A 13456-nucleotide genomic window follows, 5' to 3' on the forward strand; every position below is an offset into this window, starting at 1 on the left:
AGCAATACGAGCAACGGCTGCTATTGGCCGAAAGCTGCCTCCCTATTTCGCCGGAAACCGCAAAAACAGCTCCTGCGCAAAATCCTTCAATGCGGCGAACTCGTTGAGGTTGGGCTTGTAGTCCATGCGCTTGGGCCATAGCTGGGCTGCGGTTTTGTGCCAATACAAAATGGCATCGTGCCCGGCAATGGAGTCGGGCACCTGGCGGCGGGTGAACTCCCAAGGCTCGCCGTTCACCCAGCGCCATTCGCGGCTTACGTCGTCGGGCTCATCCATGGTGTAGGCCTTCACCAACTGGCCGTCGGCGAAGTTGTAGAAGTAGCGCACATAGCTTTCATCGCCGGTGCCGGTGAGCCAGATGGTGCAAACCTCTCCGCTGGGCTTGCTGGTGACGTACACCTCGGTTTCATGGTGGTACGGCCAGCCCACCGCAGGCGGTAGCGTGGCGTAGTAGGTGCTGTTTACGTAGCTCTGTTGGTCGGGGATGGCGCAGTAGTCGCTGAGGTCGTTATTGCCCCGCGCCGGGTTCCAGAGCCAGGTGTTATCGGGCGTTGGAATTGCGGGAAACGTGCCGAGCAGTTCATGGCTGACCATTTGCTGCTCATCACCGAAATGCCCGCGAATGCGCGCGATGACTGTGTCGCGGTTCGACCAGGTGGTTTCATCTCCCCGCCTTAACCCGCAATCCGCCACCCCGGGGTGTGCTTTCGCGCCGCGTGAATAGCTGAGCGCCATGCCATCGGCAAGCACCTCGCCGTGATCGACGTCATCGGCGTAACAGCTCAGGCGAATGTCCATACGCTGCTCCTCGCAACCTTTGGCGCAGGTCACATAGACGAGCACCAGATCGTCGATGGCGAACGTGCCACCGTGATCTTCAATCACCGGGGCAAAGTCTAGGTTCAGCGCCCGCGGGCCGGCCGCTTTTAGTTGCGCGGCAGGCAGCATCCGTTGCACCTCACGGTTGCGCGTAAGGGTGCACCGTTTGAATGAAGGGACTATCGGGCCGAAGCGCGAGGGCGTGGAGCAATTAGCGCGCGTTGTCGACGTTTCAGTGGTATTCGGCGAGCCTTCCACCAGCGGGCGATAGCTGACATACACCTTGGCCCGCCATTGGTTGACCGGCGCGGCGCCGGGGTTCAGCACACGCAGGCTGACTCGATGCTGCTCCGGGGCCACGCTCTGGGCCAAGCACAACGTTGGAGCGCCGAGGCAGGCTGCGAGCGAGAGGGCGAGCCAGGGCAGGCTGGTTTTCATGGGGGAGGGGACCGTTGGCTGCGAGTGGACGGATTCGACGGGGATTCTACTCATCGCGTTGGCTCTCGAGACCTGTTCGCTAGAGACTCAGAGAAACAAAATCACCTGGCTAGGCTTGTTGTTCCGCACGCACCCGAAACGCATGAAGCAGTGACGGGATGTCATTTTTCCACTCACGAATAACGATTGAAATGGCGATGCCTTCCAAGTCAGCAATGATGCCCACATAAATGGCAAGGCTCACCAAAACGCCCGCGTTACCGAAAGACAGCAGGGAGAGAAAGCCGAGGAAAAGAAAGATGCCCCACAGTTTTGATGACCACATGTGGTAAGCGGCTTCGCGCTGGAATTTCGCATAGTCAAATACGTAGCGCACAATCTCCAGGGCTACGAGCACAACAAGCGCGGTTAAGTGCTGCAGAATTGCGTCGGGATAAAGCAGCCACGCCGCAATAGCCGCACACACGTAAAAAATTGAATCCGCAATGCTGTCCAGCCGCCGCAGATTGGGCGTGGCGATGTTCAAGCGGCGAGCGATCATGCCGTCGAATACATCGGATAAGAACGCCACCACTAGACAGACGCCAAATAGAAATTTATTCGGGTACCCGATGGCGAGAGCCAGTACAACCGGGCCGAGCAAGGCGCGGAGCACGGTGAGCGACAGCGGTATGGTTTTTACGAAATTCATATAAAAGCCTTCCTTGGAGCCAACAATATCCAGGTGTTTTTTATGCCGTTACTGTGCGTTCACCGACTCGCCGAGCGCGCGAACAGTCAGCCTTGAACTTTAGGAAACGGCAATTTTCCTGTCGATCACTCTTAAGTGGGGTTGGGGTAAGGGAGACCGTTTTTTTCCTGTTTTTCTATCCCCCCGACTTCAATCCGACCCCTGAATCAACCGCTGCAAATTCGACAGAATCGACACCGCGTCATATGGCTTGGAAACCAGCGCAATGTGCTTAAGGTGTTCGGGCATGCTCACGTTGTCGCCATACCCGGTCGCGAAGATAAAGGGGATGTTCAGCCGCATCAGCTCTTCTGCTACCGAAATAGACGTGCCCGTACCCAGGTTGATATCCAGTATCGCGATGTCCAGTATCGCGATGTCCGGTTTACGTGTGGCGAGCAGTTTCAGGGTCTCGGTTTCGGAGCTCGTGGTGATCACGTCCACCACGCCGGCATTGGCCAGAATCTGCTCCAGGCCCACGGCAATCACGAGCTGGTCTTCAAGGATAAGGACGCTGGTGCGCGCCAGGGTGTCCGAGTCGGTGTAGAGGGTAATGCCCACCGGCGTTGCTGGCTCAATGTTGGACGCTTCGCCGATGGACAGGTGTTTGGCGGGTATTTTGAGAAAGCCGTGCAGCCCCTCGGGCCGGAATTCGAGCGTGCTTGTGCCATCCAGGTCGAACGGAATGCTGCGGTCGATCAGCACGGACCCGAAGCCGGTTCGTTTGGGTGGGCTCACCAGCGGGCCGCCTCTTTCGCGCCAGGCGATATCGCAGGCCCCGCCGGCATCGACTGTCCAACTCACCGACAGCGTGCCGGTGGCGCGGGACAGCGACCCATACTTGGCCGCGTTGGTGGCCAACTCATGCAGCACCAACGCCAGTACGGAGTAGGCGCGGGCATCCAGGGCGACATTGGGGCCGCTCAGGGCAATCGCCTCGCTGGACGTGCGGTAGGGTAAAAGCTCGGCTTCGAGTAAGGCCGCGAGGCTGCCGCCGCCATCACCGCGTACCACTTGATCGTGCGCCAGCGCCAGTGCATGAATGCGCCCCTTCAGCGTGGCCACGTAGCCGTTCAGCGTCTGGCCTTCGGCGGTGGGGTGCGCGACCAGTGCGCCAATAAGCGCGAGGATATTTTTGACCCGGTGGTTGAGCTCTTCGTTGAGCATGCGTTGGCGCACGTCTGCCTTGGAGCGCTCGCTGGAGAGCAGCTCGCTGTTGTGCAGCACCACTTCAACAATCGCCGCGCGAATGGCTTCTGCAAATTGGCGGTCCTGCTCGCTCCACAGCAGCGACTGCTGCTGAACCGTTTCTTTCCATACGGCAAAGCTTTTGCGTGGGTTAAGGCGTTCGCCCAGCGCTCCGCTGCCGTAGGTTTTGTTGGGGTCGCCGGCCCAGTCGAGGGTTTCTAAAACTTCCCGGCGAAACAGCAGCAGGTAATCGCGCGGGTGTTGAGACATTGGAATCACCAGCACACCCGACACATCGGTCGCATAGTCGCCGGCCGGTGTGTGCGCTGTCGAAAGGCGATGGGAGGCCCAGGTGCGGCCGTCAGCGACGCTCTCTATGAAAGCCAGCAACGGTGGAATCGCTGCCTTGGGTGGTGCCAAACCTTCCGAGGTCCAACGGCCTTGCAGCAGCATGCCGATGCCGTCGCACGGCACCAGTGCTTTGAAATCGGCCATGCGTGAGCGCAGAAACTCTTCGATATCCGTGGCCCGATTGGCCTCGCGCAGTAGGCTGTCGAGGAAGTGCCGCGCGTGGGCAGCGGCCTGTAGGTTTTGCCGGGCACGCAAGGTTTCGATATGCAGCGAGAGGAACTCGCCCACCATTTCGGCAGCCACCCGCTGACCCATCGTCAGCGTTCGTGGCGAATAGTGGTGGCAGGCGATCAACCCCCACAGCGCGCCATCGACGATGATCGAGATGGACATGGAGGCGCCCACGCCCATGTTGCACAGGTACTCACAGTGAACAGGTGAAACGCTGCGCAGGTGCGAGTAAGACAGGTCGACCGGCTCGCCCGAAAGATCCAGCACCGGCACGATGGGCACGGGTACGAATCTGGCGTCCGAAATGACCCGAATGGGGTTGCGCAAGTACAGCGCGCGGGCCTGCTGGGGAATATCCGAGGCAGGGAAGTACTGCCCCATAAAGCTTTCCAGGTCGGCCCGCTTGGCTTCGGCAATAACTTTCCCGGCACCGTCGGCGCCGAGTTGGTAGATCATCACGCGGTCATAGCCGCCCATGGCCCGGGCAAACCGGGCGGAGTCGCGGTAGAGCTTGTCGTTCTGATCGATTTTGCGCACTTGAGCGATGACGGTTCGGGCCAGCTCAATGGGCTCGGCGATATTCGCGCCGCTGGGTTCGAATTCGAGCAACGCCGCGCCTTTGAAGATATGCGCCGCCACATCCACAACCACGCCGGACGCGAGCGTCAACCCGAAGGTGAGTGAGGGGCGGGCAGGGTCGGTGTTGCGGGCCAGCGAGTTGCGAATGGTATGGGCGGCTTCTTCACCGATCACCGCTTCCAGGCGTGTATCGTTCAACTGGCTCTGCGCACCAAGCATGGCGGGCGCGTTTTCGGAATGGCGCAGCACGATGCTCACTGAGGCGTCGCAGGCCAACAGGCAACCGTGCGGTTGAATGCTGCCGGGAATATGGATCGGCTCGCGATCACAGTTGGTCAGGTCAACGCGGGGTTCAGAGGTCATGGGTCCTACCGGCAAGCAAAAGACCGGCGGCCTGGATGACTACCGAAAGGTGTTGCATCGCTGATGCAGCGACGCTGCAGTCTATCCGTCCAGGCCGACATACACACGCTGCATAAATCGACCGCTTGCCGTCAATCCTTTGCCTGCGACAAAGGCCTGGCCACGCTTTCCAGCGATTGACGCTCAGCGGCTACCCCCCACTTAGCTTGCACCACCGCCGCCAGGCACATCAGCCCCGCACCGATCAGGTAGCCGATAAACAGGTTGCTGCGTTCGTGGGTTTCGATCAGCTCCCCAAACAGGGTCGGCCCAATGATGCCGCCCAGGCCGGTACCGAAGGCATAAAACACCGCAATGGCGAGGGCGCGAATTTCCAGCGGAAAGGTCTCGGCTACGGTGAGGTAGGCCGAGCTGGCCGCCGCCGAGGCAAAGAAGAAAATCACCATCCACGCCGCCGCCTGCTGGGTGACGTCGAACCAGCCTTGCTGGAAGCAGTAGCCGCTGATGGCCAGCAATACGCCGGACACCGCATAGGTGGCACTGATCATTACCCGTCGGCCGACCACATCGAACAACCGCCCGAGCAACAGCGGCCCGCAGAAGTTACCCAACGCCAGCGGCAACACGTACCAGCCGACGTGCTCGGCCGGCACGTTGTAGAAGTCGGTGAGCACCAGCGCGTAGGTGAAGAAAATGGCGTTGTAGAAAAACGCCTGGGCGGTAAGCAGGGTGACGCCCACCAAGGAGCGGCGGCGGAAGCTGATAAACAGGGTGTGGAAGATTTCGCTCAGCGGCGTGTGGTCACGGGCATGCAAGCGCAGGGGCTTGCCGTCGGGTGCAGGCAATTCATGGCCTTGCTCGGCAAAGCGTTTTTCGATGCCTTCGACAATGCGCCGCGCCTCGTCGGGTTGGCCGTGAATTAACAGCCAGCGGGGGCTTTCCGGCAACCACAGGCGCATCACCAGAATGATCAGGCCCAGCACGGCGCCGATGCCAAAACACAGCCGCCAGCCCAGGTCGCCGCCGACTACCTGCGGGTCGAGCAACACGATGGCGCCGCCGGCACCCAGCGCAGCGCCTAGCCAGAAAGTGCCATTGATGGTGAGGTCCACCCAGCCGCGATAGCGCGCCGGGGTGAATTCCTGAATGGTCGAGTTGATGGCCGTGTATTCGCCGCCGATTCCCATCCCGGTCAGAAAGCGAAACAGCAGAAAGCTTTCCAGGCTGAACGAAAAGGCCGTGGCCGCCGTGGCGCCGACATACAGCCACAGGGTGATAAAGAACAGCTTGCGCCGCCCCAGCCGGTCCGTGAGCCAACCGAACAGCAACGCACCGAGCACCGCGCCGGCGATATACACGCCGCCGGCGAGGCCAATGTCGAAGTTATTCATATGCAAATCGGGGCTGTCTTTCAGCGCGCCCGATACGGAGCCGGCCAGGGTGACTTCCAGGCCGTCAAGCAACCAGGTGATGCCCAGCGCAAACACCAGCAGCGTATGAAAACGCCCCCAGGGCAAGCGATCCAGCCGCGACGGCAGATCCGTTTCGAATACTTCTCCAGGCTGGTACGCATGCTCCGGCTGCTTTGTCATCGCCACATCCTTAGGACTGTTCTCACGCTTAAGAGCGGGCGTTTCCGTGGGGAGTTCAGGCGTTTTTTGCCAACCAATTGCTCGCGAATACCCGGTGTGAGAATTTGCGGCATTGCCAAAACAGGACAGTTATGGACATTCGATTAACGCAGGCAAGCGACTGGAAGCTCTTGAAAGAGGTGAGGCTCGCCGCACTGCTGGACGCCCCCACGGCGTTTGGCGTGAGCTACCAAACAGCCGCCAACTACCGTGACGAGGAGTGGCAAGAACGAGCATCTTCACGCGGAACGCAATTCTGGTTGGCGATGGAAGAGGGCAGGCCGGTCGGTATGGTGGGGGCCAGAGCCAGCAGCAACAACCGCTTCAATTTGATTGGCATGTGGGTGGAATCGGCCGCGCGAGGCTCGGGCGTTGCGACGGGGTTGGTCGCTGCGGTGAAAGCCCGAGCACTGGAGCAAGGGTTCGACCGTGTGTATCTCGACGTCGCACCCGAAAATGCCCGCGCCACAGGCTTTTACGAGCGGCAAGGGTTTGCATTTTTAGGCGAATGGGAACCGCTGGAAAGTCATCCGCATATCATTGTTCAAACGATGGTGTGGGTGAGGGGCTGAGGCTTACGTTCGCCTACGTTTAGATCGAACGTCAGCGCCAGGGTGGCGTTGGTGTGTTGCGAGTGCCGTCTTCGGTGACGTCAGAGCAGTTTTTGCCACCCGTCGCCGCTCAGCACAATCTCCTTAAACCTCTCGCGGCCATCGCGCTTCTACTCCTCATCTCTTGACCAAAAGGATGCGCAGTATGAAAGCGATAAGAATTGCCCAATTCGGTGACTCCAGCGTGATGTCGGTGGCGGACGTCGACGTGCCGCAAGCCCAGGCTGGCGAGGTGCTGGTACGGGTGATTGTGGCCGGCACCAACCCGGTCGATTACAAGATTCGCCAGGGTGAGTTTCCGGACATCACCGAGAAAGACCTGCCGTTAGCACTGGGCCGCGAGGTAACCGGCGTGATCGAGCAAGTCGGCAGCGGCGTCAGCGATTTCAAAGTGGGCGACCGGGTGTTTGCCATGATCGGCGCCGATGGCGCCTTTGCCGAATTTGCCCGGGTGCCGGCCAAGCACTTGGCCAAGATTCCCAAGTCCCTCAGTTGGGAAACAGCCGCCGGCCTGCCGCTGGCCGGGCACACGGCGTGGCAGGCGCTGGTCACCCACGGCAGCCTGGAGGCGGGGCAAAAGGTGTTGATCCATGGCGGCACCGGCGGGGTCGGGCATTTGGCGGTGCAGTTCGCCAAGGTCAAGGGCGCTGAGGTGTATGCGACGGCCTCTACCGACAGCCTGACCTTTCTCAAGTCATTGGGCGTGGACCGCGCCATCGATTACAAGAAGGAGCGCTTCGAGGACATCTGCAAGAACTTCGACCTGGTCATCGACTTGATCGGCGGCGAAACCCAGGCGCGTTCCTGGCAGGTGTTGGGCGAAGGCGGGCGGCTGGTGTCGACCCTGGAAATGCCCGATGCCCATCATCCGCAAGCGGCCACCAAAACCGGTACACGCTTTATGGCTGAGCCCAATGGCCTGGAGCTGGCGCAAATAGCCGGGTTGCTGGAGGCGGGCGAGGTGTCCATGGTGATCGCCAAAGTGTTCGAGTGGCCGGAGGCCGCCAAGGCGCTGGACTACCTGGCCAACGAGCATGTGCACGGCAAGGTGGTGTTGCGCGTGCAAAGCGATGGTTGAGGCAAAGCTACAGATCAGCTTTCGGTCGAAGCGGTCGTTTCCTGCGCCGCTTCTTCCGCCAGCTTCAAGCGATCCGCTTTGCAGATGTATTTCGGCTTGCTCTTGGGCGCCAGTTTGGCGCTGGCTTTTTTGGCGTTCGCCTTGAGGATCTGGTTGATTTTCTTGCGACGGTTCATGGGGATGTGCTCTGAAAAAGGCGCGCGCTGGGTTTTAACGCTTACTCAACGCCAAGCGGGCCGCGAATAATACAAAAACCAGCCCGGTGGTGCGATCCATCCAGGTGATCACCTTCTCGCGCCGCAGCACGGCGCCCAGCGGATGAGTGGCGGCAATCAGCATAAGCGACCAGAGAAGACTGATTGCCACATGAATGCTCAGCAGGCCAAACGTCCAGGCAATTGGCGAGTGGCCGTGGGGAATAAATTGCGGCAGAAACGACACATAAAACACGCCCACTTTAGGGTTGAGCACATTGCCCAGCATGCCTTTTAGAAACCAGTTGGTGTGCGCCGTCTGCTCCGCCTCGGCTGGTGCCAGCGAGCGCCGCGGGCGCAGCAGCATGGTCAGCCCCAGCCAGGCCAGGTAGGCCGCGCCGCAGTACTTGAGCACGTTGAACGCCAACTCCGACACGGCAATCAACGCCCCCATCCAAACGCCACCGCCGCGCCCCAGAGCAGGCAGCCAGCATTGATGCCAAGCGTGGCCTGCAACGCCTGGCGTTTGCCTTCTACTGTGGCCGTTCTTAACACCAGCGCCGTGTCGAGGCCAGGCGTGAGGGCCAGTAGCGTGGCGGCGAAGGTGAAGGCGAGGAGGTTGTCGGTGACGGACATGGCGTAGAAAACCTGCACAAAGAGGACTGATTGTAGCGGGCTACTCGTGCTGAAGAATATTGACCAGCGTACCGAGCGGGTCCCTGACATAGAAGCGGCGAACGCCCCACGACTCACTGACGGGGCCGTATTCCAGGGCAATGTTCGCGAGCGCCACGCGGCGTAGTACTTCGTCCAGATCGTCCACCTCGATGGAAAGACCCGGCACCGGCGTCCCGGCGCCGCCTTCGCTGGCAAAGCTGACCTGCACATCCATCTTCGTGGCGCCCGCGTAGGTGCGAATCCAACCGTGATCCATGGCCAGGTCGAGGCCGAGAATGTTTCGGTAAAAAGCGTCGGCCTTTTGCGGTTCGGCGGTGGGGATATTGGCGACGATGCGTTTGACGTTCATGGGGCCTCCACAGGTGCTGACGGTGCACGAATATACTCAGCCTGAGACTGCGCTCATGGGGGCAGTCTAGAGCGAGTAAAGCGTGTAGGCGTTGGCTTGACTATGTGGGATAAATCAATTGGACAGACATGAGGTGTCGTAACTAATGCGAATCGCCTGTTTACACACAGCCAAGAGCAACATTGCAGTCTTTGATTCGGCTGCACAGGCGCTTGGCATTGGGCTGGATGTTTTGCAGCATTACGTGCGCGCTGATCTCCTGGCCGATGCTGAGAGCGCCGGTGGAGTGACCGCACAGATCGTGAAACACACACAGGTGGCGCTGCTTTCACTCGCCCGACGCGTTGATGTCGTTGTGCTGACCTGTTCAACTTTGGGCCCTGCTATCGACGGCATTGCCGAGTATTCCGACGCCCCCATTTTACGTGCGGATGAAGCGCTGGCCACGGCAGTCGTTCGTGCCGCAGGTGCCGGTAGCAAACTCGCGGTTTTGTGCGCAGTCGACACCACGCTGGAGTCCACCGAAAACCTGTTCAACCGCGCTGCTCAGGGCACTGACGTATCAATCGACGTGCAGCTTGTGCCCGGCGCCTGGGCACTGTTCAAAGCGGGTGACAAGGACGGCTATCTCGCGATGATCGCGAAGGCGGCAGACCTTGCCTATTTCGGCGGGGCATCGATGGTTGCTCTGGGCCAAGCATCGATGGGCGGGGCGGCGGCGCTCGTAACGGCTGGTCCTGTACCTCTTACCAGCGCGGTGGCGGGTTTGCGGGCGGCATTGGAACAGTTGGCGGGGGACTGACGACCAAGGCGGCCCATTAGCGCACTGCTAAACTTCGAGACCTAAACAACCATCGCGCGCTTAAAAAACGGTGGAAGCCATTAGGTAACTTGACTCGCCTACTTATTAAATAGCGAATTTAAAAGGAGGTTAACCATGGAAGTTGGCCAGCAAGCCGTGCCGATGGAAATGAAGTCAGAAGACGTTTTTCTGTTGAAGGAATATGAAGAAATCAGAAAGGAGATGATGGCCAGAACGCAGGAGTTGTGGCAGCTGGAAAAGTTCGCTTTCGGAGGCGCCGCAGCAATTGCAGCCTGGCTTTTCGCGAATGCGCCGAGCGTCAAAGCCATTCAAGTGGCGTGGTGGCTACCCTTTATATTTTTGGTGATTTGCACCGTGCGGTTTTGCTCTGGCATGTATCACCTGTCCGATCGCGCCTCTGAATACCTGCAGACGATAGAAAAGCATTTCATACCCGAGCGCGGCGGCTGGGAGATCTGGTTCAAGAAGCAGGGCCCGAATGAAACGTTGGCGTATTCGTTCGCCTGGCTGGTCGCGTTGCTTGCCGCTTTCTTGATTCCCTTTCTTGCCAATTAAACGTGCAAATGCAGAGAAAACTATCTCTCGCATTCTTCAGGTGCTACACCGAGCACAGTTGCCTGATAGTGTTCCGTAGTCCCAGAAGAGACTCCTATGACAATAAAAAACTATTGCTCTGCTGCGGTTTTCATTTGCGTGTTTTCTTGCATGGCGCTGCGCGCTCACGCCGAGAACCTGGTGGTATTTGGCGACAACAGTTACCCGCCGATTATTTACCTGGACCACGATCAGCCAGCCGGCATCCTTCCGGCAATCTTCTCCAGGCTGGAAAAGATACCGGCGATACCTATGAGCTGCGCCTGCTGCCGTGGAAGCGTGCATTGAAAAATGCCCAGAATGGCGAAGGGGGTATCACCAATATTTCGCGCAAACAAGGCGCGCGATAAGTTCTACAACTTCTCCCGGCCGATTTACGACGACGACATCAGTCTGGTGGTTTTAAAGGGCCACGAGTTCGACTTCAAGACGCTTAAAGACCTGGAGGGCAAGAAGCTCGGCGGCCTGTCTGGCGCCAGCTACGGCGAAGAGGTTGATCAAGCGATCAGTAGTGGCGAGCTGGATATCGAGCGTGAAAACGGTGAGCAATCGAGGCTGCTAAAACTACTGGCCGGCCGCCTGGACGTGGCGATCATTGGCAATGGCGTTGCCGGCTCGACGTCATACTGGCTTCCGACCCCGGCCTTGCGGCCAATAGAAGCCAGTTCGTGTTATTACCCAAACCGCTGGTGCGCGACCCGCTGTACTTGGCCTTTAGCAAAACCATGAACGCGCAGCCGGCGCTGGAGCGCTTCAATAAGGCGCTCGTGGCGCTGCAGCATACGGCTGAGTATCGGCAGTTGATCGGGGAAGTTTCTGGCCACTGACCGCCCTTACTGTGCATCCAGATAATTGATCTGCGTGGCCCGGCCGCTCTGCAGAATCAACCCCGCGCGCACTTCTGGTAACAGCACCGCGCGTGGATAGTTGGTGTTGGCCTTGTAGCGCCACGCCACGCCCTGTTGCAGATCGATCAGTTCTATCTTGCCTCGGGTGGATTCCTCGCCGGCAAGAATCAGCCACGGCTGATCGGGTACCGCCGCTGCCCAGTTAACGGTTTGCAGGGTGAAGGGGTAGGTGCGCTGGCGCTTCAGGGTGGCGGTGTCCCACGCGCTGATTTCGGCTTGCGAGTCTTTGCGCAGGTCTTCCGGCAACCAGCCAACCGACACCAACCGGCGTCCTTCATCGAGAAACTGCAGGCTCAGTACGTCCTGGCGTGCGTTGCGTGGGTATGGGGTGAGTTGACGAACAACTTCAAGACGCGGCTGTGCAGTTGAAGCGTCCAGCTTCATCAACAGCAGGTCACCGTTGGAGCTGCCTACGGCGATCAGCCCGCTGGTTTTATCGCTGGCCACAGCAGTGACGTGCGCGCTGTTTTCCAGCTTGCAAATACCCCCTACCAACTTGCGCTGGCGATGATCGTAAATGCGCAGGGTGTCGCTATCGGCCATGACATACAAACTGGTAGTCGGGCTTTCGACCATTGGGCCGGGCGACCACATGCCGGTGAGCGTGGTCAACAATTCGCCGCTGTAGGCGTCCCAAACGCGTGGGCCGCTTTCGGGGTTGACCATGGCGTTATCAAACCCGGAGCCGGTCAGCACAATGCCGTCTTCGCGGCCAAACGCGATGAACTCGGCACGCGCCTGGTGGGCGTCGTGGGCAAAGCGCGTATTGGGTTTGCGGGTATCCCATAGCTCCACCCGACCACTCTCCCGACCCACCACCAGCACGCGCATGACTGGGTCGAAGGCGACGTTCGCCGCGCGGTCATCGCCGCTGCGATTAATCTCGATAAAGGCTTTGAGAAAGCCGGCATCGACAGGTGTCTGTCGCCAGCCCGTTTGCAGCGCGACTAGCGTGGCGATCAACAGCCCAATCACGCCGTACTGAATGGAGAGGTAGAGCACCTTGTAGCGCTGGATTTCAATGCCCCGAAGCTTGATGAGTTCAGGAATGGCGATTACCAGGGCCATAAGCGTCGTCAGTGCAGAGAGCAGCAGTGCGGCCTCGCCACCCATCGTTGCTACACCATTTTTTGCCGGGACAAAGTATTGCCCAGAAGCAAACCCGTAGAGGCCGAGCAACAGAAACGGCAGAGCTCCAGCCACCTTGCCCGGCTGAGCATTTTTTCTTTGTACGTCATGGTTCGTCCTTGAAGTTGTACGTTGCAGGGCCAAACCGTGGCCCTTGTTCAGGCGGTTGTTAACGACACATCGCGCCGCTGCACCGCAACGTATTGAAGTCATACACCGAAGAATGGCCGGGCTGCCCCTTGGGCGCAGGCACGCCGCTGGGGATAAAAATGTGGCGGAGTTGGCACCGTACAAGCCGGCCGGGTACGTGAAGGCTTTCAGCACGACGTAGGCATTAAACAAGGTGGGCGCCGAAGGCCGCGGTTTACCCACGCCGGCTACCGGCGGTACATCGCGTTCGGGGTGCTGGCGACTTTGGCATTTACCCATTCCGGGCGTCTGTGTCGGTGGCGGGCGCAGCACGCCTTTGCTGACCGCATCCTGAATGCCGGGTTGGCCAGCCAGTGGCGCATTCTTGTCCTGAAAGGAGTCGGGCGGCGTTGCCGTTGAAGTCACCAGTTTGGCACCGGCAGGGAGCGGGTCGCCGATCAGAATGGTGCCGGTCTTATCGCCCGCATACACCAGTTCTACCGGCTGACCGAACAGCCTGCGCGACAAGGGATTGAGTTCGGTGTTTTGCTCTTTGCCCACATAGAAATAACCGCACGGCCCTTGTTGGCGTAACTGCTGTTGAGCACCGGAACCTTGGGGTCCAACCCCGCAA

General features: G+C 59.5%; 14 protein-coding genes. 5 read left to right on the forward strand and 9 right to left on the reverse strand.

Annotation, left to right across the window (positions count from 1 at the left end):
• Positions 1-42: 42 nt before the first annotated feature.
• The 4 genes from AC0V2S_RS23885 to AC0V2S_RS23900 form a co-directional block, all read right to left on the reverse strand.
• Positions 43-1257 (reverse strand): hypothetical protein, encoded by a 1215-nt coding sequence (locus AC0V2S_RS23885; protein ID WP_475511885.1) that lies wholly within the window; start codon positions 1255-1257, stop codon positions 43-45.
• A gap of 109 nt (positions 1258-1366) precedes the next feature.
• Positions 1367-1948: a CDP-alcohol phosphatidyltransferase family protein gene (locus tag AC0V2S_RS23890; protein WP_475511886.1), complete on the reverse strand. Its 582-nt coding sequence runs from the start codon at positions 1946-1948 to the stop codon at positions 1367-1369.
• 189 nt (positions 1949-2137) lie between these two features.
• Positions 2138-4699 carry an HWE histidine kinase domain-containing protein gene (locus tag AC0V2S_RS23895; protein WP_475511887.1) on the reverse strand — a complete coding sequence of 854 codons (2562 nt, stop codon included), beginning with the start codon at positions 4697-4699 and terminating at the stop codon, positions 2138-2140.
• A gap of 131 nt (positions 4700-4830) precedes the next feature.
• Positions 4831-6291 carry an MFS transporter gene (locus tag AC0V2S_RS23900; protein ID WP_475511888.1) on the reverse strand — a complete coding sequence of 487 codons (1461 nt, stop codon included), beginning with the start codon at positions 6289-6291 and terminating at the stop codon, positions 4831-4833.
• A 131-nt stretch (positions 6292-6422) separates the two neighbouring features.
• On the opposite strand from AC0V2S_RS23900, the gene AC0V2S_RS23905 reads away from it, so the two are divergent.
• Positions 6423-6902 (forward strand): GNAT family N-acetyltransferase, encoded by a 480-nt coding sequence (locus tag AC0V2S_RS23905; RefSeq protein ID WP_475511889.1) that lies wholly within the window; start codon positions 6423-6425, stop codon positions 6900-6902.
• Between the two features lie 184 nt (positions 6903-7086).
• Positions 7087-8019, forward strand: a complete 933-nt coding sequence (locus tag AC0V2S_RS23910; protein WP_475511890.1) for an NADP-dependent oxidoreductase — start codon at positions 7087-7089, stop codon at positions 8017-8019.
• A 14-nt stretch (positions 8020-8033) separates the two neighbouring features.
• Here AC0V2S_RS23910 and AC0V2S_RS23915 read toward each other — a convergent pair whose 3' ends face one another.
• From AC0V2S_RS23915 to AC0V2S_RS23930, 4 genes are read right to left on the reverse strand one after another with little or no spacing between them, the layout of a single operon-like run.
• Positions 8034-8195, reverse strand: a complete 162-nt coding sequence (locus AC0V2S_RS23915; RefSeq protein WP_475511891.1) for a DUF2986 domain-containing protein — start codon at positions 8193-8195, stop codon at positions 8034-8036.
• A gap of 34 nt (positions 8196-8229) precedes the next feature.
• A complete protein-coding gene (locus tag AC0V2S_RS23920; RefSeq protein WP_475511902.1) occupies positions 8230-8700 on the reverse strand; it encodes a LysE family translocator in 471 nt (156 codons plus the stop codon).
• Complete coding sequence (locus AC0V2S_RS23925; protein ID WP_475511892.1) at positions 8655-8849, reverse strand: hypothetical protein; 195 nt, start codon at positions 8847-8849, stop codon at positions 8655-8657. The genes AC0V2S_RS23920 and AC0V2S_RS23925 overlap by 46 nt, the downstream gene beginning before the upstream one ends.
• 40 nt (positions 8850-8889) lie before the next feature.
• Positions 8890-9240 (reverse strand): VOC family protein, encoded by a 351-nt coding sequence (locus AC0V2S_RS23930; RefSeq protein ID WP_475511893.1) that lies wholly within the window; start codon positions 9238-9240, stop codon positions 8890-8892.
• Between the two features lie 145 nt (positions 9241-9385).
• Between AC0V2S_RS23930 and AC0V2S_RS23935 the strand changes: the two genes are divergently transcribed.
• From AC0V2S_RS23935 to AC0V2S_RS23945, 3 genes are all read left to right on the forward strand, one after another.
• Positions 9386-10042 (forward strand): aspartate/glutamate racemase family protein, encoded by a 657-nt coding sequence (locus AC0V2S_RS23935; RefSeq protein WP_475511894.1) that lies wholly within the window; start codon positions 9386-9388, stop codon positions 10040-10042.
• Between the two features lie 135 nt (positions 10043-10177).
• On the forward strand, positions 10178-10618 hold the full coding sequence (locus tag AC0V2S_RS23940; protein ID WP_475511895.1) for a hypothetical protein: 441 nt from the start codon (positions 10178-10180) through the stop codon (positions 10616-10618).
• Between the two features lie 339 nt (positions 10619-10957).
• The gene (locus AC0V2S_RS23945) at positions 10958-11386 is read left to right on the forward strand and encodes a substrate-binding periplasmic protein (protein ID WP_475511896.1); all 429 of its coding nucleotides are present in this window, start codon (positions 10958-10960) and stop codon (positions 11384-11386) included.
• Between the two features lie 104 nt (positions 11387-11490).
• On the opposite strand, the gene AC0V2S_RS23950 is transcribed toward AC0V2S_RS23945, so the two are convergent.
• A partial coding sequence (locus tag AC0V2S_RS23950; RefSeq protein WP_475511897.1) for a WD40 repeat domain-containing protein occupies positions 11491-13456 on the reverse strand: 1966 nt, incomplete at its 5' end.

Source organism: Pseudomonas sp. CC11G, from assembly GCF_056174845.1.

Coding starts and splice junctions, on each gene's coding strand:
- AC0V2S_RS23915 (WP_475511891.1), bottom strand. CDS start 8,195: ATGAACCGTCGCAAGAAAATCAACCAGATCCTCAAGGCGAACGCCAAA.
- AC0V2S_RS23900 (WP_475511888.1), bottom strand. CDS start 6,291: ATGACAAAGCAGCCGGAGCATGCGTACCAGCCTGGAGAAGTATTCGAA.
- AC0V2S_RS23895 (WP_475511887.1), bottom strand. CDS start 4,699: ATGACCTCTGAACCCCGCGTTGACCTGACCAACTGTGATCGCGAGCCG.
- AC0V2S_RS23885 (WP_475511885.1), bottom strand. CDS start 1,257: ATGAAAACCAGCCTGCCCTGGCTCGCCCTCTCGCTCGCAGCCTGCCTC.
- AC0V2S_RS23940 (WP_475511895.1), top strand. CDS start 10,178: ATGGAAGTTGGCCAGCAAGCCGTGCCGATGGAAATGAAGTCAGAAGAC.
- AC0V2S_RS23905 (WP_475511889.1), top strand. CDS start 6,423: ATGGACATTCGATTAACGCAGGCAAGCGACTGGAAGCTCTTGAAAGAG.
- AC0V2S_RS23930 (WP_475511893.1), bottom strand. CDS start 9,240: ATGAACGTCAAACGCATCGTCGCCAATATCCCCACCGCCGAACCGCAA.
- AC0V2S_RS23890 (WP_475511886.1), bottom strand. CDS start 1,948: ATGAATTTCGTAAAAACCATACCGCTGTCGCTCACCGTGCTCCGCGCC.
- AC0V2S_RS23910 (WP_475511890.1), top strand. CDS start 7,087: ATGAAAGCGATAAGAATTGCCCAATTCGGTGACTCCAGCGTGATGTCG.
- AC0V2S_RS23945 (WP_475511896.1), top strand. CDS start 10,958: ATGGCGAAGGGGGTATCACCAATATTTCGCGCAAACAAGGCGCGCGAT.
- AC0V2S_RS23935 (WP_475511894.1), top strand. CDS start 9,386: ATGCGAATCGCCTGTTTACACACAGCCAAGAGCAACATTGCAGTCTTT.
- AC0V2S_RS23925 (WP_475511892.1), bottom strand. CDS start 8,849: ATGTCCGTCACCGACAACCTCCTCGCCTTCACCTTCGCCGCCACGCTA.